Below are 26,502 nucleotides of genomic sequence, written 5' to 3' on the forward strand. Positions count from 1 at the left end.
ACCTCGCCCCGACCGCCGGCCAGACGATCGCCGTCCGCACCACTGCGGGCGTCGCTCCGCCCCTCCCCGTACCCGCTCGACCGCGGAGCTCGCGATACTGTGAGCCCTCTCACCCCGGACCTCCAAGGAGACGCACATGTCGGTCGGCCTGCTCGCGGTTGTCGATGACATCCTCACCGCCGCCCTGAAGGCGAGCGCCAAGACGGCGGGCGTCGTGATCGACGACGCGGCCGTCACCCCGCAGTACGTGCAGGGCCTCACGCCCGCGCGGGAGCTGCCGGTGGTCGGGCGGATCGCGCTGGGGAGCCTGTTCAACAAGTTCGTCATCATCATCCCGCTGGCGCTGCTGCTCTCGGCGTTCGCGCCGCAGGTGCTGCCGTACCTGCTGATCCTCGGCGGCGCCTTCCTCTGCTTCGAGGGGGCGGAGAAGGTGCTCGAGTGGTTCGGCGTCTCGCACGGCGGCCACGAGACGGAGGCGCGCGACGAGAAGAAGCTCGTCTTCGGCGCCATCCGCACCGACCTCATCCTGAGCACCGAGATCATGCTGATCGCGCTCGACGGCCTCGACCCCGACTTCGGGATCTGGCCCACGCTCGGCGCGCTCCTGGTCGTCGGGCTCGGGATGACCGTGCTCGTCTACGGCGCCGTCGCGCTGCTCGTGAAGATCGACGACGTGGGCCTGCGCCTGATGAAGAACGCGGCCCGCGGCGTGCGGCGCACCGGCGCGAGGATCGTCGCGTCGATGCCGGTCGTGTTCCGCGCGATCAGCATCATCGGGACGCTCGCCATGCTCTGGGTCGGCGGGCACCTCGTCGTCGCGAACCTCGCCGAGACGGTGTGGCACGGTCCGTACGACCTCGTGCACGTCGTCACCCACGCGGTCGAGGGCGCGGGCCCGGTCGTCGTGTGGCTGGCCGACACCTTCGTCTCGATGATCTTCGGCCTCGTCCTGGGTCTGGTCATCGCGGCCGTCGTGATGGGCGTGTCGCGCCTGCGCACCCGCGACGAGGCGGCCGCGGGGCACTGAGCGGGGTCTCGATACGCCGCGTGCCGCGGCCGCTCGACGGCATGAGTGGGGGCGGCGTCTCGACCGGTTCGGAGTCGGAGAGGTCTCGAGACGTCGCCTGCCGCGGCCGCCCGACCGGCACGGATCCATGCTGATCGAGTAGCCCGCGCCGCGGTCGTATCGGGATCCCGCGACGCGCCGCCCCCGCAGCGCCGCTCTCGATGAACGACGGACCGCCCCCGTCCCCGGAGGGGCGGAGGCGGTCCGTGTCGGAGGGGGCGTCAGCAGCTGCGGGCCGCGTACGCTCCCGTCGCCACCGAGGTGACCTGCTCACCGTCGACCGTGCCCGTCGCGGTGACGGTGGCCTGGCCGGCCGGCACCGAGGCCGCGCGCGTGGTGAACGCGGCGCTGCCGCTCGCGCCAGGCGCGACTCCGGTGACCTGCTTCGACCCGGAGGGCGTCGCGATGGTCATCGAGACCGGCACGCCGGACTCGTTCTTCGCCGCGACGGTGAGCGTCACCTTGCCGGCGATGCAGCGGGTGGTCGCCGTGACCGCGACCGCGAGGGCGGCGGGCGCCTTCAGGGTCACCGTCACCGTCGTGGTCGAGGTGACGGAGCCGTCGGCCGCGCGGACCGCGATGGTCGCGACTCCGCCGTTCGCCGTCGTCGGCTGGGTGATCCGCACGGTGGCCGCCGAGTCGGTCGCCACTGCTCCGATCACCGGCATCGCCGTGCCCTCGACGGTGACCGCGTAGGAGGTGCGGGCCGGGTCGAACCCGGCGATGCCGGCTCCTCCGATGCGCAGGGCGCCCAGGGTGGCGACCGCGGCGGGCGAGGCGACCGACTCGTAGAGCTTGGTCTCGGCCACGATCAGGTGCGTGTTGTCGTAGGCGTTCATCACGACGCGGAAGGCCTTGGCCGTGACGGGCGCGAACGACGCGACCAGGGTCGGAGCCGTTCCGCCGGCCGGCGACGCGAGGGCCACGGCCGACTCGTAGCCGGGGACCGCGGTCCAGGTCGTGCTGTCGGCGGCCTGGTACTGCAGCTGGTAGGTCTGTGCCCAGCTGGTGCCGCCGTCGGCGAGGAACTGCACCGACACCTTCTCGACCTGGTGGGTCGAGGGGAAGGTGTAGGTCAGCGAGCTCTGCGCGGCCTTGGTGCCGTTGGTCCAGTTCGACCAGCCCTTGTCGCTGTCGACGCCGTTGCGGGTGCGCTCCGGTCCGTAGCCCGACTCCGACGACGAGGCGGTCGCGACGATGCCGGCGTCCGGGTTGAAGTTGCGGAGCGTGCCCGTGGTGACGAGCACCGTGAGCGTGGCGGGGAGCGTAGCGCCGTCGGCGGTCGCCGTTCCCGAGACCGTCACCTGCCCGGCCCGGGCGAGGGAGGCGGTGGTGAGCGGCGTCCAGTCCCAGACGACCGGCACCGGGAAGGTGCTGGCCGAGGCGCCCACGCGGGCGGGGACCGTCGTCGGGGCCGAGGCCTTCACTCCGGCGACCGAGGCGCCCGCGGCGGCCGTGACCGACACGGGGTCGGTCGCGGTCAGTCCGCCGACGTCGACGAGCGCGGTGACCGTGATCGTCTGGCCGTAGAGGTCGGTCGCGGTGCCGGGCACCTCGACGCGGCCGGTCGCGCCGTACGCCGAGTCGGCGGGGCGCTGCCAGGTGACGGCGAGCGGTGCGCCGGCTCCCCAGGAGTACTGCGGAGTGATGCTCGCGGGCAGGGTCGGAGCGACGCCCGCAGTGGTGCGGACGGCGATCGTCTGGCCGGCGGTCGGGGCGAGGTCGCGGAGGGACCAGGACTGGTTCGCTCCGCCGTTGGAGGTGTAGACGCCGACCGACGCGTTGTCGGCGCTTGAGCCGCCGTTCACGTCGAGCGACTGGGCGATCGACTCGTTGACGAGCGAGAAGTTCACGCCGTCGGTGGTGTTGACGATCCAGCGGGTCGCGGCGGTCGTCTTCGCCGCGTCGACGGACAGCGAGCGCAGGTCGGTGCCGGCGGTCGTGGCTCCGAGCACGCGTCCGTCGCCGTTGACGAGGACGACGCGGCGGGTGGCCTCGCGCTCGCCGGCGGCGACCTCGCGGACCGTCCAGGTCTGCTTGGCGGCCGTGGCGGAGTCGGTGGCGAGGCCGGTGATCGTGGTCGCGGCACCCGAGGGGTTGCCGGTCAGGGCCTTGCCGCTCTGGGTGCCGACCAGCTGGTAGCGGTGGCCGTCGCGCAGGGCGGGGGCGGAGTCGGCGACTCCCGAGACTCCGTCGATCGAGAAGCTCGTGACCGACTTGGCGGGCACGGTGATCGTGGCGGTGCGCGAGATGCGGTCGACGCTCACCGGCGTCTTCGCGACCAGGGCGTTGCTCGTGGGAGCGGCTGCCGAGGAGGCCTTCGTGGTGACGTAGGGGGTGACCGTCGCGGTGTCGGCGATGGTGCCGAAGCGGGAGAGGTCGAGCACGACGGTCTTCTCGGTCGCGGTGCTGTTGGTGTGCACGACGGTCGCGCCCGAGTCGTCGCCGCGGACGGCGGCAGTGGAGGAGCTGTCGTTGGAGGGCATCAGGTGGTCGCCCTCGTGGATGAACTTGGTGAAGTTCCGGATGGTGTTGAACTTCGAGTTCGTCTCGACGCCGCAGACCGGGGCCTTGGTGGAGTCGCCACCGGCGTCCGCGACGCGGCGGACCGACTTCCAGACCTCGGTCCCGTTCTCCTGGTACGGCTTGCAGTCCAGGTCGATGTAGACGGAGCCCCAGTTGAGGTTCTCGCCCTTGGGCTTGGGCTGCTGCATGTTGTAGTAGTCCTCGACGGGCTGCCAGAGCACCCACGCCTTCGGCTCGAGCTCGCGCAGGTCGTCGTTGATGCGGCCGGCGATGCCGAGGCCGTTCTCCATGTTGGTGGGGTCGAAGCCGGTGACCCAGTTGCCCTCGATCTCGCTCATCCACAGGTCGGTGTCGGCCTGCTTCGCGAGGTCGCGGACCTTGAGGCGGCCCGAGGTGCCGTAGGTGTGGACGTTCATCCGGTCGACCTCGGCGCGGATCGCGGCGGAGTAGGCGGCCCAGTTCGTCGCGAAGATGTCGGGGTTGGTCTCGTCCATCGCGGCGATGCCGGCGTCGGTGGTCGAGGCGTCCAGCGCGGCGGCGACGTCGGGGATCAGACCCGCCTGGCGCGTCGGTCCGACGTGCATTCCCTCCTGGCGTCCGCCGGTCGGGACGCCGTTGGAGAGCTGCGTGCCCCAGTAGTTCGTGTTCGGCTCGTTGAAGGGGTCGAGCGTGTCGAACTCGATGCCGTACTCGTCCTCCATGTGCTCGGTGACCTTCACGAGGTACTTCGCGAACTGCTCCTCGGCGGCGGGCTTCAGCTGCTCGCTGTTCGCGTCGAAGCCGCCCGAGACGTAGCCGCTCTCGGTCATGAAGTACGGGGCGGAGTTGGAGAACGCCTCCCAGTGCGAGATCTGCTTCTCCTCGGCGAGCCTCTCGACCCACCAGCGCTGCGTCTCGTCGGCGGTCCAGTCGTAGGAGGCGGGGTCGTCCGCGTTCCACTTGGCCAGGAGCGCGTCGCGGTCGGCGAGCTTCGTGGAGGTGCCGCCGTAGGTCGACGCGTCGCCGGCCGGGTTCGGCTTCCACCAGCCCTCGACGGCGCCGCCCGGGCGGAGGTAGTCCTTCACGTCGGAGGCGTTGCCGCCGCCGATGTTGTAGCGGGCGATGTTCAGGTCGAGGCCGCTGTCGCCGAAGACCTTCTGGTAGAGGTCCTCGCGGAGGGCCTCGGGATAGCCGCCGGTCGCGTTCGCGAACCAGACGAGGCTGGTGCCCCAGCCCTCGAACGTCTCACCGGCGGCGGCGGGGTTCGGCGTGATGCGGAACGCGTCCGCGGCCTGAGCGGGGGCCGCTGCGGCGGGGATCGCCAGCAGTGCTCCTGTGGCCAGGGCGGCGCTCGTGGCGAGCGCGGCGACCCTTCTGAAGGACATCGACATTGATGCGGTCTCTCTTTCGCCATCGAAATGCGGGCATGTTCACGTGAACGCACCCTGACGGCCGACTGTACATGTTCACGTCAACAATCGGAAGGTGCTCAGGGGTGGGCGAGGCCCGCAGCGTCGAGAAGCCGGGAGTCGTCGCAGTCGGCGCCGAGTGCGACGAGTCCTGGAGGGTCGTGGGCATGCGGAGGCGTGCGGGTGTGTACGCCACCCCCGTGCTCAGACGCGGTGCGTCGTCTCCGGGAAGGCCTCGGGCTCGCACTGGATGGTCGCGTGGTCGATGCCGTGGCGCTCGCGGAGGACGGCGAGCACCCGCGAGAGCGCGGTGCGGTAGTCGGCGTCGGGGGCGACGACCACGTGGCCGGTGGCGCTCTCCATGCCGGAGGTGATCGTCCACACGTGCAGGTCGTGCAGCGCGAGCACGCCGGGGACGGCGCAGACGTCGCGCTCGAGGGCCGTGAGGTCGACGTGCGCGGGCGCCGACTCCATGAGGATCCCCAGCGCCTGCCTCGTCAGCGACCAGGTGCGGGGAAGGATCAGCAGCCCGATCAGCACGCCGACGATCGGATCCGCCCACGCCCAGCCGGTGGTGAGCAGCACGATCGCCGCGACGATCACGCCGATCGAGCCGAGCGCGTCGCCGAGCACCTCGAGGGAGGCTCCGCGGAGGGTGATGCTCTTCTTCGCCCCGGCCGACAGCAGGCGCAGGCTCACGAGGTTGACCGCCAGGCCCACGACGGCGGTGATCAGGAGGGGGCCGCCGGGCACCGCGGGCGGCTCGGCGAAGCGGCGGACGGCCTCGACGATCACGAACGCGGCGACAGCGAACAGCAGCAGGCCGTTGGCGAGGGCGGCCAGCACTTCGAGGCGGTAGGAGCCGTAGGTGCGGCCCTTCGCGGCGGGGCGGGCGGCGAGCGAGATCGCGGCGATCGACATCCCGAGCGCCAGCACGTCGGTGCCCATGTGCGCGGCGTCCGAGAGCAGCGCGAGCGAGCCCGTCGCGACTCCGACCGCGAACTCGACGATCATGAACGCCGCGGTCAGGACGAAGGCGGCCACGAGCGGACGCCGGTGCCGCGCGGCGGCGGAGCCGGCCGGAACGCCGTGAGAGTGGCCCATCGGCTCCTCCGATCCCTGTTCGTATAAACAGTCTTGCATGCGTTTGGAGCCGAGCGCGAGCGTCCTCAGCCGACCAGCGGGTCCAGCGCCTCGCCGAGGTAGGGCGCCAGGGTCCGGGCGTACGACTCGGTGAGGTGCCCGAGGTCGCGGTACACCTTCACTCCGCCGATCACGAGGGGGCAGCCGCGGTCGTCGCAGAACCAGCGGGTGAGGTCGACGGCGGCGGCGCCCGGCCAGCCCTCGGCCGCGGCGGCCATCAGCTCGCGGTCGGCGAAGGCCTCGTCGAGCGGCACGCTGCAGTCGGCCGCGGAGCCCGGCTCCTCGGCGCAGGCCAGCAGGGAGAGCGAGGGCAGCACCGGATTGTCGCGGATCGCGACCACCGTGGATCCGCGGGCGATCAGCGGCGCCCACGACTCGTGGAACCCGTCGATGCCGGCCTGCTCGTCGGGGGTGCCGGACGCGTCGACGAACACGGACTTCTTCGCGGAGTAGGCGGTGACGACGAGCGCGTACGGCTCCTGGCCCGCGAGCTCCTCCTGCAGCTTCCCGTTCCAGACGTCGCAGGAGCGGCGGGAGGAGGCGGAGTCGTCGCGCCGCTCCGCGGTCGAGAAGACGCAGCCCGTCTTGTAGTAGGTGTGCAGGTCCCAGCCGCGCTCCTCCGCGACGCCGCGCAGCGCCGGGAAGAAGGACGCCGCGTGCGAGTTGCCGATGAGCAGCACACGGAGGCCGGCGGGATCGCCGAAGCGGCACTCCTTGAGCGCGGTGCCGGAGTTGCCCGTGCTGCACTCGTCGGTGTTCAGCGCGGAGCCGTCCTCCGAGGCGTCGACGGCGGGCAGGCTCGTGGTCCAGGAGTCGGAGCAGGCGTTCGCGAGCGCCGCGGCTCCGACGCAGCCCTCGGTCGAGACGGGGAGGGCGTGCGCGCGGGTGAGGTCGGCGGCGATCGCGGCGTTCGTGCCGGTGAGGCCCGTCGCTCCGGCCAGGGCGGCGACGGCCAGCAGGGCCGCCGGGGCGAGCGCGCGGAGGCGGTGCGGGCGCTCGGCGGGGGCGCGGCGGTGGAGGGGGTCCTCGAGGAAGCGCTTCGAGGCGGCGGCCAGGAGGATCGCGGCGGCGATGACGCCCAGGCCCGCGAGGGCGGTCGGGTCCTCGCCGGTGCTCTCGCGCCAGAAGACCAGGAGTGGCCAGTGCCAGAGGTAGATCCCGTAGCTCAGGCCGCCCAGCCACACGAGCGGGCGCAGGGCCAGCAGTCGGCCGACGCCGCGCTCCGGGGCGGGGCCGGTCCCGGCGACGAGCACGAGCACCGCCGAGAGGGTCGGCCAGAGCGCGGCGGCGCCCGGGAACGCGCTCGAGACCTGGAGCACGAATCCGCAGGAGACGACTCCGATCAGCCCCAACCACCCGGCGACCGTCCGCAGGGCCGCCGGGATCGCCAGTCCCGGGAGCACGAGGGCCGCGAGCGAGCCGAGCCCGAACTCCCACGAGCGGGCGAGGGTGCTGTAGTACGCGGTCGGCTGGTCGATCCCGACCAGCACGACGGAGAACGCGAACGAGAGGACGGTGAGCGCCGCGACGAGCGCCAGCAGGAACCGCGGCAGCTGCGCGCGGCGCCGCAGCAGCACGGCGGCGAGGGTCGCGACGAGCACCAGGGCGAGCCAGACCAGGTAGAACTGCCCCTGCACCGACATCGCCCAGAAGTTCTGCACCGGCGAGTGGAAGTCGTCCTGCGCGAGGTAGTCCACTCCGGCCCGCGCGAGCGCGACGTTCTCGACGTAGAAGGTCGAGGCGAGCACCTCGGTGGAGGTCTGCAGCAGCTGCGAGGGGCGCAGGAGGAGTGGAGCGAGCGCCGCGACGACGACCAGCACCACCGCGGCCGCCGGGAAGAGCCGCGAGGCGAGCCTCCGGAGGAAGGCGATCGGACGCACGCGCCCGAACCGGCGGATCTGGCCGAGGAGGGTCAGGGTGGTGAGGAACCCGGCGATCACGAAGAAGACGTCGACGCCTCCGGAGACGCGGCCCAGCCAGATGTGGAACGTCGCGACCAGGAGGGACGCGACGGCGCGCAGTCCCTCGATCTCGGGCCGGTAGCCGGACGCATCGGCCTTGCGCACCAGCGCGGACCGGCCGGAGGGGGCGGTGCGGGCGGAGTGGCGGGGCAACGGGTTCCTTCCGTGACGATCGGCGGGCAGTGGGGCGGGGACCGTCGAGCGTCGGTGTCCAGGATCGCGCTCTCTCACCCCCAGGGGAACCGTGTCCGGGGTGCTGTCCACCTGGTTGGGGGCTGCGGAGGCGAGGTGCGCGACAGGTGTCCGCTTACTCGGCTGTTCCGGGCCTTCTGGGTGACATGAGAACTCGGAGGTCGCCGTCCGCGCGCGCGACCACGGCGACTTCTGCGGAGTCGCCGGCGGGCCGGGCCGAGGGCGGCCGAGGGCTCGGTGGCGCGGATCGACTGGCGCGAATGGACGGGTTGAAGTGAGGTAAGGCTATGCTTACCCGGGCTCCGCGCCGGGCCCACGAACAAGGCCCGCGCACCGGGCCGACGACCGACGCCCACGAACCACGGGAGATCCATGTCCACGCACCGACGGCGCCCAGCCGCCCTCGCCCTCGCCGCCCTGACCCTGCTCGCCCTCACCGGCTGCGGCGCCTCCGAGCAGATCGAGCCCGAGAGCACGGCCGCCGCGGGGGAGGGCACGACTTCGTACCCGCTCATGCTGGACAACTGCGGCACCGCGACCACCGTCACCGCCCCTCCGCAGCGGGTCGTCTCCCTCGACCAGAACTCGACCGAGATCCTGCTGTCCCTCGGCCTCGAGGACCGGATGGTCGGCACCGCCTCCTGGACCGACCCCGTGCTCGAGACCCTCGCCTCCGCGAACGAGAGCGTGCCGCGCCTGGCCGACAACGCGCCCACCTACGAGGTGCTGCTCGGTGCCGACCCCGACTTCGTCACCGCCTCCTTCGGCCGCCACTACGCGCCCGAGGGCGTCGCCTCGCGCGACCGCCTCGCCGAGACGGGGATCGGCTCCTACCTCGCCCCCTCCGACTGCGACAACGGGGCGAGCGTCAACGGCGGGAGCGGCACGCGCACCGTCCCGCTGACCGTCGACGTCCTCTACCAGGAGATCCACGAGCTGGCCGAGGTCTTCGACGTGCAGCAGCGCGGCGACGCCCTGGTCGCGCAGCTGCAGGAGCGCGCCGCCGCCGCCACCGAGGGGGTCGACCTCGGCGGCCGGAGCGTCGCCTTCTGGTTCGCCGATACCAAGACGCCCTACATGGCCGGCGGCTACAACTTCGCCTCGATGCTCGGCACCACGACCGGCATGACCAACGTCTTCGCCGACCGCGCGGAGGACTGGCCCGCCGTCGGCTGGGAGAGCGTCGTCGCGGCCGACCCGGACGTCCTGGTCCTCGGCGACCTGCAGCGCGACCGCTTCCCCGGTGACCGCCTCGACGACAAGACCGCATTCCTCCGCTCCGACCCGCTGACCAGCAGCCTGCCCGCGGTGCAGGACGGCCGCTTCATCGCGCTCCACGGCGCCGAGATGAACCCGTCGATCCGCTTCGTCGACGGGCTCGAGAAGATCCGCGCCTGGTGGGACGAGAACGGGGCCTCGCTCTGAGCACGGGCACGGGCACGAGCACGGTCCTCGTCCGCCGGGTGCCGCGGGGTCTGGCCGCCGCTGCGCTGGTCGTCGGCGGGCTGCTCGCGCTGGCGCTCTCGGTCGGCGTCGCGGTGACGCTCGGCCCGGCCGACGTCTCGCTCGTGAACGTCCGCGACATCCTCCTCAACCACCTCGGGCTCGCCTCCGTCCCGGTGCGTGCGGCCGAGGACGCGATCGTCTGGCAGGAGCGCCTCCCGCGCGCACTCGTGGCCGCGGCCTGCGGGGCGGGGCTCGGCGTGTGCGGAGTGATCCTGCAGTCGCTGCTGCGGAATCCGCTCGCCGACCCGTTCGTGCTGGGCGTCTCGTCCGGAGCGTCCACGGGCGCGGTGCTCGTCGGCGTGCTCGGGGTCGGCGGAGGAGTGGTCGGGCTCTCCGGAGGCGCCTTCGTCGGCGCGCTGGTCGCCTTCGGCTTCGTGCTGCTGCTCACGCGGTTCTCGGCGGGCGGCACCTCGGGCGTGATCCTGGCGGGGGTGGCGAGCACCCAGCTGTTCTCGGCGCTGACCTCGCTGATCGTGTTCGCTCTCGCCGACTCGGACGAGACGCGCGGTGTGATGTTCTGGCTGCTCGGCTCCCTCGAGGGCATGCGCTGGGACGACGTGGCGCTGAGCGGAGGAGTCGTGCTGCTCGGCTCCGTGGTCTGCCTCGCCGCGGCGCGCACGCTCGACGCGTTCGCTTTCGGGGAGGACGTGGCCGCGTCGCTCGGCGTGCACGTGGGCCGCACCCGCCTCCTCCTGCTGGTGGTGACGGCCCTGCTGACGGCGACCCTGGTGAGCATCGCCGGCGCGATCGGCTTCGTGGGGCTGGTGCTGCCGCACGCCGCGCGACTCGTGTTCGGCCAGCGGCACTCGCGGGTGATCCCGGCGACGATCCTGCTCGGCGCGGTCTTCCTGGTGTGGGTCGACGCCGGGTCGCGGGTGGCGTTCGCGCCGACTCCCCTGCCGGTGGGGGTCGGCACGGCACTCGTCGGCGTGCCGGTGTTCATGCTGCTGCTCCTGCGGCGGAGGGGCCGCTCGTGACGCTCGAGGCCGACCGGGTCTCGTGGCGCCGGGGCGGCCGCCTGGTGGTCGACGGCGTCTCGCTCCGCCCCGTTCCCGGCTCGACCGTCGGACTGCTCGGGCCCAACGGCTCGGGCAAGTCGTCGCTGCTGCGGCTGCTGCAGGGCACCGCGGCTCCGGACGCCGGCGTCGTCACCCTCGACGGCGCGCCGCTCCGCTCGCTCCGCCGCCGCGAGGTCGCACGGGCGGTGGCCACGGTGACGCAGCAGGCCGAGACGGAGGCGGACCTCCCCGTCCGCGACGTCGTCCGGCTGGGGCGGACACCGCACCGCTCCCTCCTGGGCGGAGACACGGCCGAGGACCTGCGCGCGATCGAGCGCGCCCTCGAGCAGGTGGGTCTCGAGGCGAAGGCCGACCACCTCTGGCACACCCTCTCGGGCGGCGAGCGACAGCGCGCGCACATCGCCCGGGCGCTCGCGCAGGAGCCGCGCGAGCTGCTGCTGGACGAGCCGACCAACCACCTCGACATCCGCCATCAGCTGGAGCTGCTGGCCCTGGTGCGGGCGCTGCCGGTGACCACGGTCGTCGCGCTGCACGACCTCAACCTCGCGGCCCTGTTCTGCGACGCGCTGCTGGTGCTGCGCGAGGGGCGCGTGGTCGCGGGCGGCACCCCGGAGGAGGTGCTCACCCCGGCGCTGATCGCGGACGTCTACGGGGTGCGCGCCCGCGTGATCGTCGACGCCGGACGGCCGCACGTGCTGTTCGACTCCTGATTCCGCTGCCGCATCCTGACCCCACTGCCAGACGATCGTCGATCAGTCAACGGTCTCGTCCACTTCCAGCAGCGCGTTCTACCGTCGGTGAACCGGCTTCGAGACCTCACAGGAGAGGTCCTCCTCGCGCTGGGCGAGGTGCACTCCTGACGGAGGTCGATGGACGTGCCGGTGACGACGAGGGGAGTCGAGAGATGTCCAGAGACGACGTGGCACCGGGGCGGTTCGCGCGGTTCGTGAAGTGGGTCAACAAGGCCGACGGCTGGGAGCCGCAGTACCTGCGCGGGCGGGTCGTGGCCAAGAAGGACGGCGAGTGGATCGTCGCGGTCGACGGCGAGGAGCGCCGGATCGTGAAGAAGGAGTGGAGCGTCTACCGCTGACCCTCGGGGAGGACTCGTGATGCTGCCCGACCGGCGCACTCCCGAGATCAGAGAGGCGCGTCCCGGAGTCTTCGTGCTCGAGCTGCGCCGCACCCGCCGCCGGCCCGCCGAGGAGCTGGGCGTCCTGATCCGCACGGGCACGACCTGGACGGTGCTGGGCCCCGAGGGCGTGCTCTCCGACGTGCCGAGCTTCCACGACGCCGTGGCGGCCCTGCGCGAGTAGCGAGGCACCATCGAGGTGCCCGCGGCCACGCTGAGTCGCCCGAGACGGTCGCCCTCTCCGGCGTGTCGACGACCGTCCCGGGCACCTCAGCGCGGAAGGGGGCGGCGCGGCGGTGGTGCTGCCGAGTCATGGGCCCGCCGCGCCTACAGCTGGCGGCCCGGACGCTGCACGCCGACGACGGTGACGGTGAGGGTCGCCGAGGTGCTCTGCGCGGCGGACGGCGCGGACTCCGACAGGCGCACGGTCAGGCGGAGATGGTCGGTCGCTCCGACGGCCAGGGCCGGGGAGCCGGGCAGGTCGAGGCGGGAGGCGGCGGGGCGGTCGGCCGACACGGTGGTGACGGTGCCGGGGCAGGTCGCGGCGTCGGCCGACCAGGACAGCGAGCAGCGCTCGATCGCGAGCTGCAGGCCGTCCGAGAGGTCGGTGCCGGTGGCCGTCTGCAGTTGGAGGGCCGACATCGGCAGGGTCCCGGCGTTCGTCAGGTCGAGGAGGCGCCGGGCCGTGCCGCCGGGGACGAGGCCCGCGACGGGGACCGGCACGGTCGTCGCTCCGGTGCCGGTGAACGTCGCGATGACGGTGCCGGAGGCGACCCGCGCGCTCACGGAGCCCCGGTCGAGGAGCACGGCGGTCGCGGTGGCGGCGGCGCCGAGGACGAGCGCGCCGGCGACGAGTCCCGCCAGGCCTGAGCGGGAGACCACGCGGCGGCGGACCTCGGGGGAGTGGCGCGGGGCTCCGCGGTCGCGGGAGGACGGCCGGGCGCTGTGCCGCCCGTGCTCAGCGGGCGAACGCAGGGGCTCCGGGGGCGGCGTGCCGTCCGACGAGCGGTGCGCGCCGCTCACGGGGCGACCTCCGCGGGGCGGCGCCAGATGGCGATCAGGAGCGCGCCCACGATGACCGCGCCGCCCGCGGCGAAGAGCGCGAACCGCGCCTCCGGGTGGGCGAGGCCGATGCTCGGCCAGCCCAGCAGCGGCACCACCGAGCTCTCGCGCCAGATCCGCTCGTCCGCGATCGTCACGATCCACGGGTCGGCCGACTCGTTGTTGTCGCCCTTGGTGGTGAGCGCCAGCTGGCCGGGCTCGCGGCCGCGGAGGGCCGCCGCCTCCTCCTCGGAGTAGACGAGGGTGACGCGGTGGATGACGCGGCGTCCCGGATCGTCCGGGTCGGTGAAGACGATCACGTCGCCGGCGCGGATCGCGGCCTGGTCGACGGGCAGGGTGACGGCGAGGGAGCCGACGGGCATCCCGGGCGCCATCGAGTTCGACAGCACCGGCACGAGCCGCACGAGACCGAGCGCGGAGAGGACGAAGACGGCGATGCCGGCGACGGCCACGATCGTGACCAGTCCACCGAGGAGAGCGCGGAGGGCCTTCACGCCTGCTCCCTCCGGTGACGACGGCGCGCAGCCGCGGCGAGCATGGCGCCCGAGCCGAGGGCGAGCATCCCGCCCAGGAGCGCAGCGCCGAGGTCGCGGCCGGTGACGGCCAACCCGCCGCCCGCCGCTCCCGGGAAGGAGCCGGGGCCGGGCGTCGCGGAGGGATCCTCCTCCGTCGTGCCCACGAGCACCCGCAGCGACGCCGCCGCGAGCTCGGTCCCGTTGCCGGCCGACTCCGGGAACAGGACGCGGACGCGCACGCCCACGGTGGCCCCGCGCTCGAGCGGACGCACGCCGTCGAGCCGGCCGAGCGTCGCCGCGGGCCCGGATCCGAGCGGCACAGCGTCGTCGGGGCAGAGGTAGCGCTCGACCGTGCGCTCCCCGTCGACGACCTCGGCGACCGTGAACGCCGAGTCGCAGAGCTCGACGGACAGCTGGAGGCCGTCGCGCGGGTCCTGCGCCAGCGTCCCTCCGTCGACCGCGAAGGCCACGGAGACCCCCTGCGGCGACAGGCCGGTGCTGGTCACCTCGACCGCCCACTCGGCGCGGTCGCCCGGAGCGAGGTCGGTGAGGGATCCGGGAGCCGAGAGCTCGCGCACGTCGAGCACGCCGACGGGCTCGGCGCTCGCCGCGGGCGCGAGGAGCACCGCCGCGAGGACGGCGACGAGCGCGCGGGCCTGAAACATGGGGACGACTCCGGGAGGAAAAGGGGGATGCCTCCGCCCCGCGCCGGTGGCGGCCGGGCAGGGCGGAGGCGGTGGGGGACGGTCTACTTCTGGATGCCGGCGCGCTGGATCGCGGCGGCGGTGAAGGTGACCGTGGCGGAGGCGTTCTCGTACGCGTTGTCGGCCGCGGTCGGCAGGACGAGCTCGATCAGCGTGTTCAGCGTCACATCACCGGCGTCCGAGGGGAAGGTCCCGGTCGCGGTGGGGGTGATGCCGAAGTTCGCCGGGGTGAAGTTCGCCGCGTTGGCGACTCCGCCGATGGTCGAGAGCTTGCCGGTGCCGGTGACGGTCTGCGTGCCCGCGCAGGTGTAGGGGCCGGCCTCCGCGGGAGCGGCGGCGGGGACCCAGGCGGTGGAGCAGGTCAGCAGGCGGTAGTCGAGGCCGTTCGCGCCGGTGACGAGGGACGCGCCCGTACGGCCCGGGTCGGTGGCGTCCGTGCCGATGACGTCGTTGGTGACGTCCTGGTGGAAGCGGACCGACGAGACGAGGTCGCCGTCGTTGGTCGCGTTCGGCAGCACGAGGCTGATCGGGCGCTGGACGGTGTCGCCGGGCGCGATGTTCGCGACGGTGAACGCTCCGGTCACCGAGATGTCGGTCTGGCCGGCGTCGACGTTGCCGACGGCGGTCCCGGAGTCGGTGAACACGGCGAAGGCGCCGGCGCCGGCGAGGGCTCCCGCGGCGAGGAGGACGCCGCCGGTGAGGGCGATCTTCTTCCAGGGGCTGCGACGGGTGGGTGCTGTGGTGGTCATGGCGACCGTTCCTTTCTGGTGGGTGGTGCCCGGTGCGGGCGTGGTCTCCCTCACGAGGACACGTGCAGGACGAGAGGGGTGTCGGCGGGGAGGCATCAGCAGCCTCCGGCGGTGGTGACGGCCGGCTGGGCGACGGCGGTCGAGGCGGCGGACGCGACTCCGAGCCAGCGCTGCAGGTCCGGGCGGACCCGCCACTGGTAGCTGCGGCCCTCGCCGACCCGGTCGTCGGTGAAGCTCGTCGCGGAGGCGGCGGGTGCCGCGATCACGGTCCAGGGGCCGGGCGTCGTCCCCGCGAGGCGGCGCTCGAGGGTCCAGCCGGTCGCTCCGGTGGCAGCCGACCAGCTCACGAGGGTGCTCGGCCGACCGGCCGTGCAGCTCGCGACGGGCGTGGCGACCACGGAGGAGCTGGTCCAGGCGCCGAGCCCGACCGCTCCGCTCGTGCTGCCGGTGCCGGAGAATCCGCGCCGGACGAGCGGAGCGGGATCGACCCAGACCGTGATCGTGCCGCCCGCTGTGAGCGCGCCGTCCGTGACCGTGTACGCGATCGTCGCGCTGCCGGTCCAGCCGTCGGTCGCGGGCGTGTAGGTGCACGTGGATCCGGAGCAGGAGAAGGTGCCGCGCAGCCCGGCCGGGACGCTCGTGCCGGCCAGGGCGAGGGTCGTGCCCGGGTCCTCGTCGGTGTCGTTCGCGAGCGGAGCGACGGTGACGGCGGGGCCGCCGGTGGTCGCGACCACGCGGTCGGGTCGGGCGACCGGCGCGCGGTTCAGCGCGGTGACGGTGACCGTGACCCGCACGTTCCAGGTGCCGAACTGGCCCGAGAGGGAGTAGTCGAAGACGTCGGTGCCGACGAAGGCGGCGATCGGGCGGTAGGTGCACTGGCCGCGGGTCGCTCCGCTCGCGACGCAGGAGACGGACCCCTGCACGGGAGTGGCGGGGGCGGGGGTCGCCGCGCCTCCGATCGCCTTCGGGGTCGCCGAGAGCTGCGCGCGCGAGAAGGTCGCTCCGGTCGCGGCGGGCCCGTCGTTCGCGAGCACGTCGATCACGACCGATCCGCCCTGCACGACCGTTGCGGCGTCGGCCACCGGATCGGGGATCACCGAGATGCTCACCGAGGCCGTGCGGGTGAAGGCCCCGCCGGTCGGGCCGGTCGCCGTCGCCGTGGCGGTGTTGGCGATCGTGCCGGCGGTGACGTCGGCGGCGGTGGTCGTGTAGGCGGCGGTCGCGGTGACGACCTGGCCGGGCAGCAGTCGTCCGGAAGTGCCCGGCCAGGAGTAGGTGAGAGCGGAGAGCCCGCTCTTGGGGTCGCTGATCGCGACCGCGGTGAGGGTGGTGGTGCCGGTGTTGGTCGCGCGGAAGGTGTAGGTCACCACGGTGCCGGCGGCGCTGATGAAGGCGGGGTTCGCGGTCTTGGTGAGCGCGAGGTCGTTCGTGCGGGTGATCGTCACCGTCCGCGAGGCGGTGGCCGTGACGGCGGCGCCGGTCGGAGGGGTGCCGGTCGCGGTGGCGGTGTTGAGGACCTGGCCCGCGTCGACGTCGGCCTGCGTGAGCGTGTACGACGCGGTCGCGGTGACCGTCTGGCCGATCTCGAGGCGCCCGGCGGTCCCCGGCCAGGAGTAGGCGAGCGCGGAGAGCCCGCTCTTGGGATCGGTGACCGTGACGGAGCTCAGCCCGGTGTTGCCCGTGTTGGTGGCGGTGAAGCTGTAGGAGACGGTCGAGCCCACGGCGGCCCCGGTCGGGATCGTGCCGTTCTTCGTCAGCGAGATCGAGGGCGCGTAGCGGATCGGCGTCGTGGCCGTGGAGGTCGCGGTGACCGTCACGGGCGAGGCGGCCAGCGTGCGCCCGCTGACCGTGGCGGTGTTGGTGACGACCGTGCCCTTGTCGATGTCGGTCTGCAGCACCGTGTACGGCGCCGAGGTGAAGGTCGCGCTCGCTCCGGGTGCGAGCTGAGTCGAGGCGGGCGTGATGCCGGTGACCTTCGGGTCGGCGACGGTGACCGTCTGCAGTGTGACGTTGCCGGAGTTGAGGGCGAGGAAGGAGTAGCGGATCTGCTCGCCCGCGTCGGCCTGGGCGTTGCCGTTCGTGTCGGTGAGCAGGGCGGTCTTGGTGAGGGTCAGAGCGGGAGCCGGGGTGGCGATGGGGGCGGTGACGGTGGCGGTCTTGCTGGTGACGGTCGTCGTCGTCTCGCCGGTCGCGGTCCGTGTGGCCGAGGCCGTCGCCGTGTTGACGAGGGAGCCGGCCACCGCCTCTGCGGCCGTGACCGTATGGGATCCCGTGCAGATCGTGGAGGCGAGCGGAGCGAGCGTCGTGGCCGCGCAGGTGATCGTCGCGACCTTCGGGTCGGTGACGACGATCCCGCTGAGGGACGCCTTGATCGAGCCGTTCGTCACGACGAACTGGTAGGGGATCGCAGCGCCCTCGGTGTAGGCGGAGGGCTGCGCGGTGGTGCGGTCGATCTGCTTGACGAGGGTGATGTCGTCGAGCGTGTTGATGGACGAGACGGAGACGTTCCGGATCAGGTGGGTGTCGAACGAACCTCCCGTGGAGGCGGTGAAGCCGAGCTTGTACGTGGACGGAGCTGCGGTCGGCATCGTGAACTGCATCACCTGCGCGAGTGAGGCGGCCGCCAGGCCTGCGGTGGAGCCGTAGTAGACCGTCACCACCGGCGTGGCCGCTGCCGACACCGTGATGCGGATGGTGCGTCCGTTCGACGCCGGCGGATTCGTCGGGTCCCCCAGGTTGACGGTCGGGCGCAGGGACTGCAGGGTTCCGGGCGACGCTCTCTGGATGAAGCAGTAGCCGGTCCTCCCGTCGCCGGGTCCGCGCGCGACGATCCGGTTGGCGAGCGCCCCGGGAGGAGCGGTGGGGCAGCCCGCTCCCAGCCCGTTCGCCGTGTTCGAGAAGTTCCCGTAGGCGTCCAGTCCGATCCCGAGGTAGCCGCCGCTGACACCGTCGCTGGTCGAGGACTGCCCGTATCCGAGAGAGGCGCCGGAGGCTCCCGCCGCGGTGAGGCTGCGGGAGCCGTCCGTCAGGAAGAACCCGATCCCGTCACCGCCGGTGACGTCGAGCGTGCCCTGGTACTGGTACTGGTCGAACTGCACATCGAGTCCGCCGGTGGCCGGGATCGGCCGGTTGAAGACCGCGCCTCCCTTCGAGGATCCGCGGCTGTCCGTCAGCTGCAGGAAGCCCGGATCCGTCGAGGTCGCCGGCGCCGCGTTCTTCGGGGTCACGCACGTGCCCAGCCGGGAGCTGCCGGTCGGCGGAGTCGCGGTCGCCCGGGTGAGGCACGCGGCGTCGAGCGGCTGCCACGCCGGGTCCGCGACGCTGGTGCCGCCGAAGCCCTCTTGAAGGAGGACCGTGGCCGCCGCGGCCCTCGACGCGGGCAGGACCACGAGGACGGCGGCGACCAGGAGCAGCACCAGGCCGAGAGCGATCGAGCGGTCGTGGCTCGGTCGGGCATGCGCGTTCGACACGGATCGACCTCCCCCCGGGGCGCCTCGCCGGGCTTTCCGGATGGAGCGGGATCACGATAGGTCGCGGCTCGGAGTCGCCCTGTCCCCCTGAGACGGGACGTGGGCGGCGGACGACGGACCCTCGATCCGGTCGGCACTCAGAGGGGGGAGAGCAGGCGCTGAACCAGCGATCAGGTCGCGCTCAGATAACGCGACCCATCCGGTGGTCTCCCGCGAGAGTGTTGACGTGCGCATGGCCCTCGCGCCGGGCGCAACGCGGCCTGGATCCGTGCCGGCCCCGTGCCGCCCCGGTGTCCCGCCACCGGGACGATGCGGTTCCGCTCCCGTGGCGGGCATCTCCAGAGCAGTGGCGCGAGATAGCGCTCTCACCAGGACCTTCTCGCGTCCCTCCGCCGCTCGATGCGAGGTGGGAGCGCCGCCGCGGGTGTCCCTGAAGCGGGTCTGGCGGTCGCGCGGCGGACGCGGGAGGATGCACTCGCGCCTGCCCGCCCGCACGGTCCCCCGAAGGACCGCACAGCGCCCCCTCCACGGTGGTCCGATCCGGACCGCAGCACCCCCCTCACTCCTTCCGGTCAGGCTCCGCCGACCGAGCAGCCCTCTCCACATCGGGATCCCATGTCCTCTCCTGCGCGCCACAGCCGCCGTCTCGTCCTCACCGGAGCCGCCCTCGGCGTCGGATCCGCCTTCGCCTACGCGATGACCGCGTCCGCGGCGCCCGACTACAGCGTGATCCCGCCGCTGCCCAACGAGCTCGGCCGCAGCGACACGGCGATCTCGCGCGTGGGGAAGAAGCCGTACCAGATCATCGACGTGATGATCGGCACCGACCGCGCGCGGCTCTTCGTCCCGCACACCGCGGTCCCCTCGCAGCGGATCGGCCGGGTCGTCTACTGGTACTACCACGCCAACGGGAGCACCTACGCGGCCCTGTCCGGCGCCTACCAGTACAGCGCCGACCAGGCCGTCGACAAGGGCGTCATCTCGATCTGCCCGAACTACGGCGGCAGCATCTACACGAACAGGCGGGCCGTCGCCATGCAGGTGGACGCGGTCGCCTGGTTCCAGAAGACGTGGCGGATCGGCGCGAGCTTCCTCCGCTCGAACTCCGGCGGTGGCGCACTGCTCTGCTGGGCGTACGGCAACAAGCTGGTCCCCGAGATCCGCGGCGCGTACCACGCGGCCGGCGTCTACGACATGGCCGACATGGCCCGCCGCGACCCGGAGCGGGTTCTGCCGGACTACGACAACGACCCCTCGACGATCCCGGCGACCGACCCCGCGCTGCTGCCGCAGGCCTCGTGGGCGGGGGCGCGGATCCGCACGACCGGCTCGACCGAGGACGTCCTCGTCCCCATCGCCGTCCACGGAGGGGCGTGGGTCGCGCTCGCGAAGCCCGTGGCGAAGGAGGCCGTGGTCCTCTACACGCCGACCGACGGCGCTCCGAACGGCCACAACGTGCCGAGCCTGACGAACAAGGACATGCTCGACACGTTCGACCGCTGGCTCGCGGAGCAGCCGGTCGTTCCGCTGCCCGACGAGCCCGCCTCGTCGATCCCCGGCGAGGGCACCTACCAGAACTACTCGCCGCTCATCACGACCGCGGGCACCTGGAGCACGATCTCCTCCTCCGCCGACAGCGGTGGGAGCATCAGCTACTCCAGCTCGGCCGGAGCGTCCGCGAGCTTCCGCTTCTCGGGCACGGGCGTCAGCTGGGTGAGCCGGATGACGGCGACCTCCGGCATCAACGAGGTGCTGCTCGACGGCGTCCTCGTCGCCACCGTCGACCGCTACAGCCCCACGACCCGCTCGGGTCAGACGGTGTGGACGAGCGGGCCGATCTCCGCCGGCACCCACACGGTCACGATCCGCCGGGGGACGACGCGCAACCCGGCGTCCACCGGATCCACGCTGATCCTGGACGCCTTCGTCGTGACCGCGGGGACCGTCTCCACGTCGACCCCCACCCCCACCGCGACGGCGTCTCCGACCAGCACGCCGACGCCGACGGACACGCCGACCCCCACCGACACGCCCACTCCGACCGAGACCCCGACGGCCACGTCCACGCCCACCCCGACCTCGACGCTGCCGGCGGCGGGGACGTACCAGAACGGAGCCGCCGTCATCGCGACGGTCGGCACCTGGGCGACGCTCTCGAGCACCGCCGACAGCGGCGGCAGCATCTCGTACTCCAGCACCTCCACGGCCTCGGCGACCCTCCGCTTCCGGGGCACGAAGGTCAGCTGGGTGAGCCGGATCACCCCGACCTCCGGCATCAACGAGGTCCTGATCGACGGCGTGCTCGTCGCCTCCGTCGACCGCTACAGCGCCACGAACCGCTCGGCCCGCACGGTGTTCACCAGCAGCACCCTCAGCGCCGGCGAGCACACCATCACCATCCGCCGCGGCAGCAAGCGCAACGCCGCCTCCACGGGCAACTCGCTGATCCTGGACGCCTTCGTCGTCGTGTGAGCCGCTCGGGCACCCGAGCCGCCCGCGTGATTCCGGATAGAGGACGCTGGCGGGCTCGGGTGGTCGGGTGTGCGGGGGCTCGTGGAGGGGGCCCTTGTCGCTGAGGCGCTCGCTCGGCGCGCACCGCGTCGAGTCGCCCGAGGATGCAGCTGTTTCAGCGTTCTCGGAACCGTCTCGGGCACCTCAACGGGCCTCGCGAGAGGAGCCCGTGCGAGCATGCGGGGATGAGAACGCTGATCCTCGGAGGCACGGGCTGGCTCGGCGGGCACCTCGCGGCGGAGGCGCTGCGGCGCGGCCACGACGTGACCTGCCTCGTGCGCGGGACGGCCGTGCCCGCGGGGGCGTCCCTCGTCCGGGCCGACCGCGACCGCGACGACGCCCTCGAGGCCGTGGCTGCGGCATCGTGGGACGCGGTGATCGACGTCTCCTCGACCCCGCAGCACGTCCGCCGATCCGTCCGCGACCTGCGCTGCAGCGCCTACGTCCTCGTCTCGACCACGAGCGTCTACGCCGAGAACGCGGTCGTCGGAGCGGACGAGGACGCCGAGCTTCTCGCTCCCTCCGACGACCCCACCTCGTACGGCGCCGCGAAGGCCGCCTGCGAGCAGGCCGTGCTGGCCGGATCCGCGCCGTCCCTGATCGCGCGCGCCGGCCTGATCGGCGGCCCCGGCGACCCGACGAGCCGCTCCTCCTACTGGCGGGCAACAACTTCCCCGACGCGGGGTCGCTGACGTTATGAGCATCTACCCGCCGGAGCGTGATGTGCTGGAGGCGGCGCAGTGGGAGCGTTTCACCGCGGGCGACGCCGTGCCGGTGCGTTGTTGGCCCGAGCACTGCGTCACTGCCAGACGGTCGTCCTACTCCCACTCACTAACGTTCGAACCTCCACTGCTGCGCCACGGATCAAGGATCACCCGGACCGCTCCAGAGATGCCCGAACCTGCCAACAAACACCACTTTCGCTGTCCTCTAGGCTGCGAACCATGGGATTCTCAGTGCGCCTAGTACCCGGCGTCCGGGTGCGCGTGTCGAGCCGCGGGGTGAGGACAAGCCTCGGTCCGCGCGCCGCGCGGCTCCACCTGGGCGCAGGGGCACCGGGGTTCTCCACCGGTATCGGACCGGTGACGTACTCCACCAGCCTCGGCGTTGCTCGTCGCACCTCCAGCGGCTCGGTCACCCGGGCCGTAGAAGCCGCAAGCAGAGCAGAAGCAGCAGAACAGCTCATCGAGGTCTACAAGCGCATCGACAACCTGCACCGGCAGGAATTCCCACCAGCGACGAGGCCGCTGGCTCCACCGCTGGAAGAGATCAACGAGGTAGAAATCTGGAATCTCCACCGAGCGGCACATCTTCAGGGTGTTAGCTGGTTCGCCCGCGACCATCGGCGCCAGGCTCTTGCAAACGCAGAGGCGGATGCTCGGCAGGAGATTGACTGGCACCGATGGCAGCTGGCGACACAACAGGAAGATGCGCAAGCTGTTCTCGACAGGGAGTGGCAATCACTTGTCGACAACCAGCCGGAAGTCGTAATGTCGGCACTGGCCGCCGCTTTTGAGGACAACGACGCCGCCGCTGCTCCTCTGAGTGTCTCTGGCGGTGAAGCAACACTGGTCGTAATCGTGCCTGCTGCCGACGCGATGCCGCAGAGAAAGCCCGACCTTACGCCCACGGGACGACTTACAATCAAGACTCTGCCAAAAAAGGAAGCGGCGGACTGGCATAAGCACGCGGTAGCTGGATGTGTTCTTGTGACCGCTCGTGAGGCGTTTGCAGTTGCGCCCGGTTTGCGCTCGGTCCGATTCGTTGCCGTTGCGGTTGCTGATTCCGATTCTTACGGAAATCATATTCCACATGTACTGGTCGCGGCGAAAATAAATCGCGCCGCGGTCGATGGAGTTCAATGGGCAACGACGGATTCGATACAGGTGCTGAACGACACCTGCACGGACTTGCATGTTCGACAGGTCGGAGTGACGAAGGCGTTCATGCCGCTCGACTTGTCGGATGAGCCCGAACTTGCAGAGCTGCTGGAAGCAATACGTTACGACGACCTCGTCGATTAGCCCGATCGAAGGGCACCCCCGGTGACGCGTGTTTCGCTAAGCATGCCCCATGAACTAAGGAAAGAATATGTCCTCTCAGCCTCCGCCGCGGCCGCCAATCATCAGGTACGTTAGAGATGCTGGCACCGGCGATAAGTCGTTCCTGGTGACGTGGCTGTTCGCACTGCTCCTTGGCTGGTTCGGCGTCGACCGCTTCTACCTCGGCAAAACGGGAACCGCAATCCTGAAGTTGCTGACTTTCGGCGGCTTTGGGATATGGGTGCTCGTGGACCTAATTCTCGTGCTTGCTGGCGCTATGCGGGACAAGCGGGGTCTGCGCCTCCAAGGCTACGAGCGCCACAAGAAAATTGCTCTAATCGTCAGTGCGCTCGTCGTGCTCGTCGGTGTCTTCGCGAACGCCACAGGGGGCACAATTCAGGGCCGAGACGCAAGTGATGCCGGTCAAGTACCTGCAGTTTCGTCCGCTGCTCCTGACTCCCCTACCGCAAGTCCGACACCGGCCTCCACTATCCCGGCAACGCCAGTCTCATCTCCTAGCGCAACCTTTGCCCCCGAATATTGGCCGCAGGAGGGTGAGGTTCGCGTTCCAATGTTCGTCGGTATGAGACTTAGCGAGGCTGAAAAGCTGGCAAATCGACTCCGGCTTGAGATCAACGCTGAGGACAAGCTCAACGAGCGGAGCATTTGGCGTAAATCTAACTGGACCGTCGTTTCCCAAGACATTTCACCTGGAACTAGTAAAAGCGAAGGTACTATCGTCAGCGTCAGGGCGTTGAAGAATGATGAAGCAGCCAGTGACGTGCAGGAAATGCTTGCAGCTGACCTTCACGCTGAAGAACGTATTTTCTCAGGGAAGATCACTGGACGCCCAGAGGCCGGTGACCTTTCCACGTTGAGGGTAGACGGGGCCACCGTGACCCTGGATCTCATCGAACCGGTTGCTCAAGCCTGTCAGCCCACTCAGAACGGTGTCGAACAAGCTCGGCAGGAAATGGAAATGGCTCTCCCGATCGGGCAGGAAGTACTGGTTGTCATGAGCGAGCCGCACAGGACTGAAGGGTTCATTCATCGGCTCGACGGCGGCAATGGTGCGGCCAGTGTCGCACCGCCGGGTGGATCGATAAACGAAGAACTAGTCAGAACAGGCTGGTGGCGCCCAAGTGCCTCGAGCATGGAGGGGGGCGTGGGCAAGAATGGTGTAGGCGATGACACTGTGGCTTACATCGATTATGCGCCGCGAGCGTCCATAGCCGATGGAGCCCGACCGTACGCGCGACTCATAGCGCAAGCAGGCAACTCCGTGGCCGCCAATTACATCGGCACTGTAGGAGAATGTCGTCGTGCGCTCGAGATCGAGGTGGCACAGGAAATTGACGCCTGGCGCGAACGAGAAGCGGAATTTGACAGGCGAGCGGCGGAAGCAGAAGAGGAGCGTGAGAACAACTATCGATATTGCCGAGACGGTGATGGTGATGGGTTCTGTAACGAAGGTTGATCGGTCGGTAACGGTGCCGTCGCTGTCAAGAGTCGCGAGGGCCAGGGGCGGCACGAGGTCCGACTGAGAGTACGTGACAGTAGTGTTGCGGTACTTCCTAATGATGTCGTGAACAGGTTGCAGTTCCTTCGGCACGCCGGGGAAGCCGGGCATTTCGTTCAAGCGGGGTCGAACGTCGGGTGCCATGAAGGGCCGGATGTAAGCGGCGGCCGCATGGAGGCGACAGCCCTTCCGCAGCGAACCGGACCTCGACCGGTATGGCACGATCAACCCATGCCCGGCTCACTGCACGCCTATGTCGTCGAAGGAACCCGTCTCCGAGTGGATGTGGTCTCGGATCAGGGGGCGACTCTCTCCCTTGCGGGGGAATTCACCGATCTTGAGCCGGTGACGGAGAGCGGTGGCGTTCTCGAGAGCAATCCTGCACTGCGCAGCAACATGTGGGCGTACGCCAAGACCTGGTACCGCGCCCGGATGACGTCCAATGCCGAGGCTCTCGCGCATTCGGATCCGGCCGAGCAGAAGGCAGCTCTCCAGCAGGTGGAGCAGGAGCGGCGGACCGCACAGAAAGTGGCCGAGACGTACGCGAAGACGGCGCAGTGGATCGCGGACGTCGCAGACGACGTCTCGCTGCTGGACGTCCAGCACGGATGGTGCTCGTCGTGCTTCTTCAACACCGAGCACCGGAAGTCGAACCGTCCCGCGGGGCAGCTTCCCGTCTACGTCTGCCAGGGCTGCGGATCCGCGACGCTCCCGTGCGTGGCTGTGGGCTGCGGCAACATGGCGGTGCGCGAGCGCGGCGCTCTGCGCGTCCCCCAGTTCTGCGCCGAGCACAAGCACGAGATCCCGGGCTTCGAGAAGGCCCAGGGGACCTTCGGCGAGCTGCACGACTACGAGGCCTTCCTCGAGTACGAGAAGCCCGACCTCGACGCGACCTCCAAGATCATCGTGGGCGGAATCGCTGTCCTCGCGATGGCGGCGCCGGTCGCTCTCCTCGCCGCTCCCGCCATCGGCGGCGCGATCGGCTCGCTCGGCGTCTTCGGCGGATTCACCGGCGCAGCGGCGAGCTCACACGGACTCGCGCTGCTCGGCGGCGGCACCCTCGCAGCGGGCGGGCTCGGCATGGCCGGCGGCACGGCGGTCGTGACGGCCGTCGGAGCGGCGGTGGGAGGTGTCCTCGGGGCATCGGTCGCGAACGCCTACCTGAGCGAGGACAAGTCGTTCCAGATCGAGCTGCTCCGTCCGGGAACGGGCGGCGTCCCCGTGGTCGTCGCTAACGGGTTCCTCACCGACGGTGAGGGAGACCGATGGGGCAAGTGGAAATCGATCGTCGACTCCCGCTACCCGGACTCGCCCGTCTACCGCGTCCGATGGGGGTCGAAGGAGTTGCGGGATCTGACGGATCTCGCCCTGGGCGCAGCAGGCAAGGGCGTCGCCATGGGGCTGCTCAGAGGAGCGGCGGCGCTCGGGCACAAGGCGGGGGCGAAGCTTCTCGGAGGCGTCGCCGGGCCGGCGATGATCGCCTCGGACCTCGCGAGGAACCCCTGGCACGTCGCGAAGAACCGCGCCGACAAGACCGGCGTGATCATCGGTGATCTCCTTGCACGCACGAACGCGAAGTCGTACGTGCTCATCGGTCACAGTCTGGGAGCGAGGGCGATGGTCGTCGCCGCGCAGTCCATGGGCACGAAGCCCGGAGGGCCGCGGATCCAGGCCGCACATCTCCTCGGCACCGCGATCGGAGCGAAGAGCAACTGGGACTCGTTGACCGCCTCGGTCGACGAAGCGGTCTACGGCTACCACTCCCGCAACGACGCGATCCTCAAGTTCGTCTACCGGACGGCTCAGGCCGGTGAGACGGCAGCTGGTCTGGTGGGCTTCATCCCAGCGTCCAGCAAGCTGCAGAACATCGACGTCTCGGATCGTGTCCAGACGCACTTCGAGTATCAGGACAACGTCGAGCTCCACGACGCCGTCTGAGCGGTGCCGGGCGGGAGGTCGGTGACCTCTCGCCCGCGATCAGTCGATCCGCTGGTCCTTCG

19 protein-coding genes are annotated in these 26,502 nt (G+C 71.1%); 11 read left to right on the forward strand and 8 right to left on the reverse strand.

Features of this window, described 5'->3' with window-relative positions; all coding sequences use genetic code 11:
- Nucleotides 1-136: 136 nt before the first annotated feature.
- Nucleotides 137-1,027 carry a DUF808 domain-containing protein gene (locus tag C5D66_RS14095; RefSeq protein WP_104223404.1) on the forward strand — a complete coding sequence of 297 codons (891 nt, stop codon included), beginning with the start codon at nucleotides 137-139 and terminating at the stop codon, nucleotides 1,025-1,027.
- Nucleotides 1,028-1,287: 260 nt separating this feature from the next.
- On the opposite strand, the gene C5D66_RS14100 is transcribed toward C5D66_RS14095, so the two are convergent.
- The 3 genes from C5D66_RS14100 to C5D66_RS14110 form a co-directional block, all read right to left on the reverse strand.
- The gene (locus tag C5D66_RS14100) at nucleotides 1,288-4,956 is read right to left on the reverse strand and encodes a glycoside hydrolase (protein WP_146083215.1); all 3,669 of its coding nucleotides are present in this window, start codon (nucleotides 4,954-4,956) and stop codon (nucleotides 1,288-1,290) included.
- A gap of 228 nt (nucleotides 4,957-5,184) precedes the next feature.
- Entirely contained in the window at nucleotides 5,185-6,084 is a 900-nt protein-coding gene (locus C5D66_RS14105; RefSeq protein ID WP_104256379.1) for a cation diffusion facilitator family transporter, read from the reverse strand.
- 65 nt (nucleotides 6,085-6,149) lie between these two features.
- Nucleotides 6,150-8,237 (reverse strand): acyltransferase family protein, encoded by a 2,088-nt coding sequence (locus tag C5D66_RS14110; RefSeq protein ID WP_181067940.1) that lies wholly within the window; start codon nucleotides 8,235-8,237, stop codon nucleotides 6,150-6,152.
- Between the two features lie 411 nt (nucleotides 8,238-8,648).
- Between C5D66_RS14110 and C5D66_RS14115 the strand changes: the two genes are divergently transcribed.
- The 5 genes from C5D66_RS14115 to C5D66_RS14135 all read left to right on the forward strand — a co-directional run bounded on the left by C5D66_RS14115 (nucleotide 8,649) and on the right by C5D66_RS14135 (nucleotide 12,114).
- The gene (locus C5D66_RS14115) at nucleotides 8,649-9,701 is read left to right on the forward strand and encodes an ABC transporter substrate-binding protein (RefSeq protein ID WP_104256377.1); all 1,053 of its coding nucleotides are present in this window, start codon (nucleotides 8,649-8,651) and stop codon (nucleotides 9,699-9,701) included.
- Entirely contained in the window at nucleotides 9,674-10,759 is a 1,086-nt protein-coding gene (locus C5D66_RS14120) for an iron ABC transporter permease (protein ID WP_104256376.1), read from the forward strand. Before C5D66_RS14115 ends, C5D66_RS14120 begins: the two co-directional genes overlap by 28 nt.
- Nucleotides 10,756-11,511 (forward strand): ABC transporter ATP-binding protein, encoded by a 756-nt coding sequence (locus C5D66_RS14125; protein WP_104256375.1) that lies wholly within the window; start codon nucleotides 10,756-10,758, stop codon nucleotides 11,509-11,511. The genes C5D66_RS14120 and C5D66_RS14125 overlap by 4 nt, the downstream gene beginning before the upstream one ends.
- A 194-nt stretch (nucleotides 11,512-11,705) precedes the next feature.
- Complete coding sequence (locus C5D66_RS14130) at nucleotides 11,706-11,891, forward strand: hypothetical protein (protein ID WP_104223398.1); 186 nt, start codon at nucleotides 11,706-11,708, stop codon at nucleotides 11,889-11,891.
- Between the two features lie 19 nt (nucleotides 11,892-11,910).
- Entirely contained in the window at nucleotides 11,911-12,114 is a 204-nt protein-coding gene (locus C5D66_RS14135) for a hypothetical protein (protein WP_104234084.1), read from the forward strand.
- 143 nt (nucleotides 12,115-12,257) lie between these two features.
- On the opposite strand, the gene C5D66_RS14140 is transcribed toward C5D66_RS14135, so the two are convergent.
- The 5 genes from C5D66_RS14140 to C5D66_RS14160 all read right to left on the reverse strand — a co-directional run bounded on the left by C5D66_RS14140 (nucleotide 12,258) and on the right by C5D66_RS14160 (nucleotide 18,430).
- The gene (locus tag C5D66_RS14140) at nucleotides 12,258-12,812 is read right to left on the reverse strand and encodes a peptidase (RefSeq protein ID WP_146083214.1); all 555 of its coding nucleotides are present in this window, start codon (nucleotides 12,810-12,812) and stop codon (nucleotides 12,258-12,260) included.
- Between the two features lie 137 nt (nucleotides 12,813-12,949).
- Nucleotides 12,950-13,486, reverse strand: a complete 537-nt coding sequence (locus C5D66_RS14145) for a signal peptidase I (protein ID WP_104223395.1) — start codon at nucleotides 13,484-13,486, stop codon at nucleotides 12,950-12,952.
- The gene (locus tag C5D66_RS14150; RefSeq protein ID WP_104256372.1) at nucleotides 13,483-14,172 is read right to left on the reverse strand and encodes a hypothetical protein; all 690 of its coding nucleotides are present in this window, start codon (nucleotides 14,170-14,172) and stop codon (nucleotides 13,483-13,485) included. Before C5D66_RS14150 ends, C5D66_RS14145 begins: the two co-directional genes overlap by 4 nt.
- Nucleotides 14,173-14,255: 83 nt before the next feature.
- Nucleotides 14,256-14,960 carry a TasA family protein gene (locus tag C5D66_RS14155; RefSeq protein ID WP_104256371.1) on the reverse strand — a complete coding sequence of 235 codons (705 nt, stop codon included), beginning with the start codon at nucleotides 14,958-14,960 and terminating at the stop codon, nucleotides 14,256-14,258.
- A 95-nt stretch (nucleotides 14,961-15,055) separates the two neighbouring features.
- Entirely contained in the window at nucleotides 15,056-18,430 is a 3,375-nt protein-coding gene (locus tag C5D66_RS14160; RefSeq protein WP_258063934.1) for an Ig-like domain-containing protein, read from the reverse strand.
- 615 nt (nucleotides 18,431-19,045) lie between these two features.
- Between C5D66_RS14160 and C5D66_RS17270 the strand changes: the two genes are divergently transcribed.
- From C5D66_RS17270 to C5D66_RS14180, 5 genes are all read left to right on the forward strand, one after another.
- Nucleotides 19,046-20,902 carry a hypothetical protein gene (locus C5D66_RS17270; RefSeq protein ID WP_181067939.1) on the forward strand — a complete coding sequence of 619 codons (1,857 nt, stop codon included), beginning with the start codon at nucleotides 19,046-19,048 and terminating at the stop codon, nucleotides 20,900-20,902.
- Nucleotides 20,903-21,126: 224 nt separating this feature from the next.
- Nucleotides 21,127-21,633, forward strand: a complete 507-nt coding sequence (locus C5D66_RS14170) for an NAD-dependent epimerase/dehydratase family protein (RefSeq protein ID WP_181067938.1) — start codon at nucleotides 21,127-21,129, stop codon at nucleotides 21,631-21,633.
- 390 nt (nucleotides 21,634-22,023) lie between these two features.
- Entirely contained in the window at nucleotides 22,024-22,965 is a 942-nt protein-coding gene (locus tag C5D66_RS16885) for a hypothetical protein (RefSeq protein ID WP_146079331.1), read from the forward strand.
- A 145-nt stretch (nucleotides 22,966-23,110) separates the two neighbouring features.
- Entirely contained in the window at nucleotides 23,111-24,460 is a 1,350-nt protein-coding gene (locus tag C5D66_RS17275; protein WP_374952939.1) for an NINE protein, read from the forward strand.
- Between the two features lie 387 nt (nucleotides 24,461-24,847).
- Nucleotides 24,848-26,440, forward strand: a complete 1,593-nt coding sequence (locus C5D66_RS14180) for a DUF726 domain-containing protein (RefSeq protein WP_219814247.1) — start codon at nucleotides 24,848-24,850, stop codon at nucleotides 26,438-26,440.
- The last annotated feature ends 62 nt before the right edge of the window (nucleotides 26,441-26,502 follow it).

The sequence above is a fragment of the Rathayibacter sp. AY1B4 genome (assembly GCF_002932815.1).
Classification (GTDB): Bacteria; Actinomycetota; Actinomycetes; order Actinomycetales; family Microbacteriaceae; genus Rathayibacter.

Excerpts from the sequence above, each read along its gene's own strand:
- C5D66_RS14150 (WP_104256372.1), bottom strand. The coding sequence starts at position 14,172 with ATGTTTCAGGCCCGCGCGCTCGTCGCCGTCCTCGCGGCGGTGCTCCTC.
- C5D66_RS14115 (WP_104256377.1), top strand. The coding sequence starts at position 8,649 with ATGTCCACGCACCGACGGCGCCCAGCCGCCCTCGCCCTCGCCGCCCTG.
- C5D66_RS14135 (WP_104234084.1), top strand. The coding sequence starts at position 11,911 with ATGCTGCCCGACCGGCGCACTCCCGAGATCAGAGAGGCGCGTCCCGGA.
- C5D66_RS14100 (WP_146083215.1), bottom strand. The coding sequence starts at position 4,956 with ATGTCCTTCAGAAGGGTCGCCGCGCTCGCCACGAGCGCCGCCCTGGCC.
- C5D66_RS14095 (WP_104223404.1), top strand. The coding sequence starts at position 137 with ATGTCGGTCGGCCTGCTCGCGGTTGTCGATGACATCCTCACCGCCGCC.
- C5D66_RS14130 (WP_104223398.1), top strand. The coding sequence starts at position 11,706 with ATGTCCAGAGACGACGTGGCACCGGGGCGGTTCGCGCGGTTCGTGAAG.
- C5D66_RS14105 (WP_104256379.1), bottom strand. The coding sequence starts at position 6,084 with ATGGGCCACTCTCACGGCGTTCCGGCCGGCTCCGCCGCCGCGCGGCAC.
- C5D66_RS14155 (WP_104256371.1), bottom strand. The coding sequence starts at position 14,960 with ATGACCACCACAGCACCCACCCGTCGCAGCCCCTGGAAGAAGATCGCC.
- C5D66_RS14170 (WP_181067938.1), top strand. The coding sequence starts at position 21,127 with ATGAGAACGCTGATCCTCGGAGGCACGGGCTGGCTCGGCGGGCACCTC.
- C5D66_RS17270 (WP_181067939.1), top strand. The coding sequence starts at position 19,046 with ATGTCCTCTCCTGCGCGCCACAGCCGCCGTCTCGTCCTCACCGGAGCC.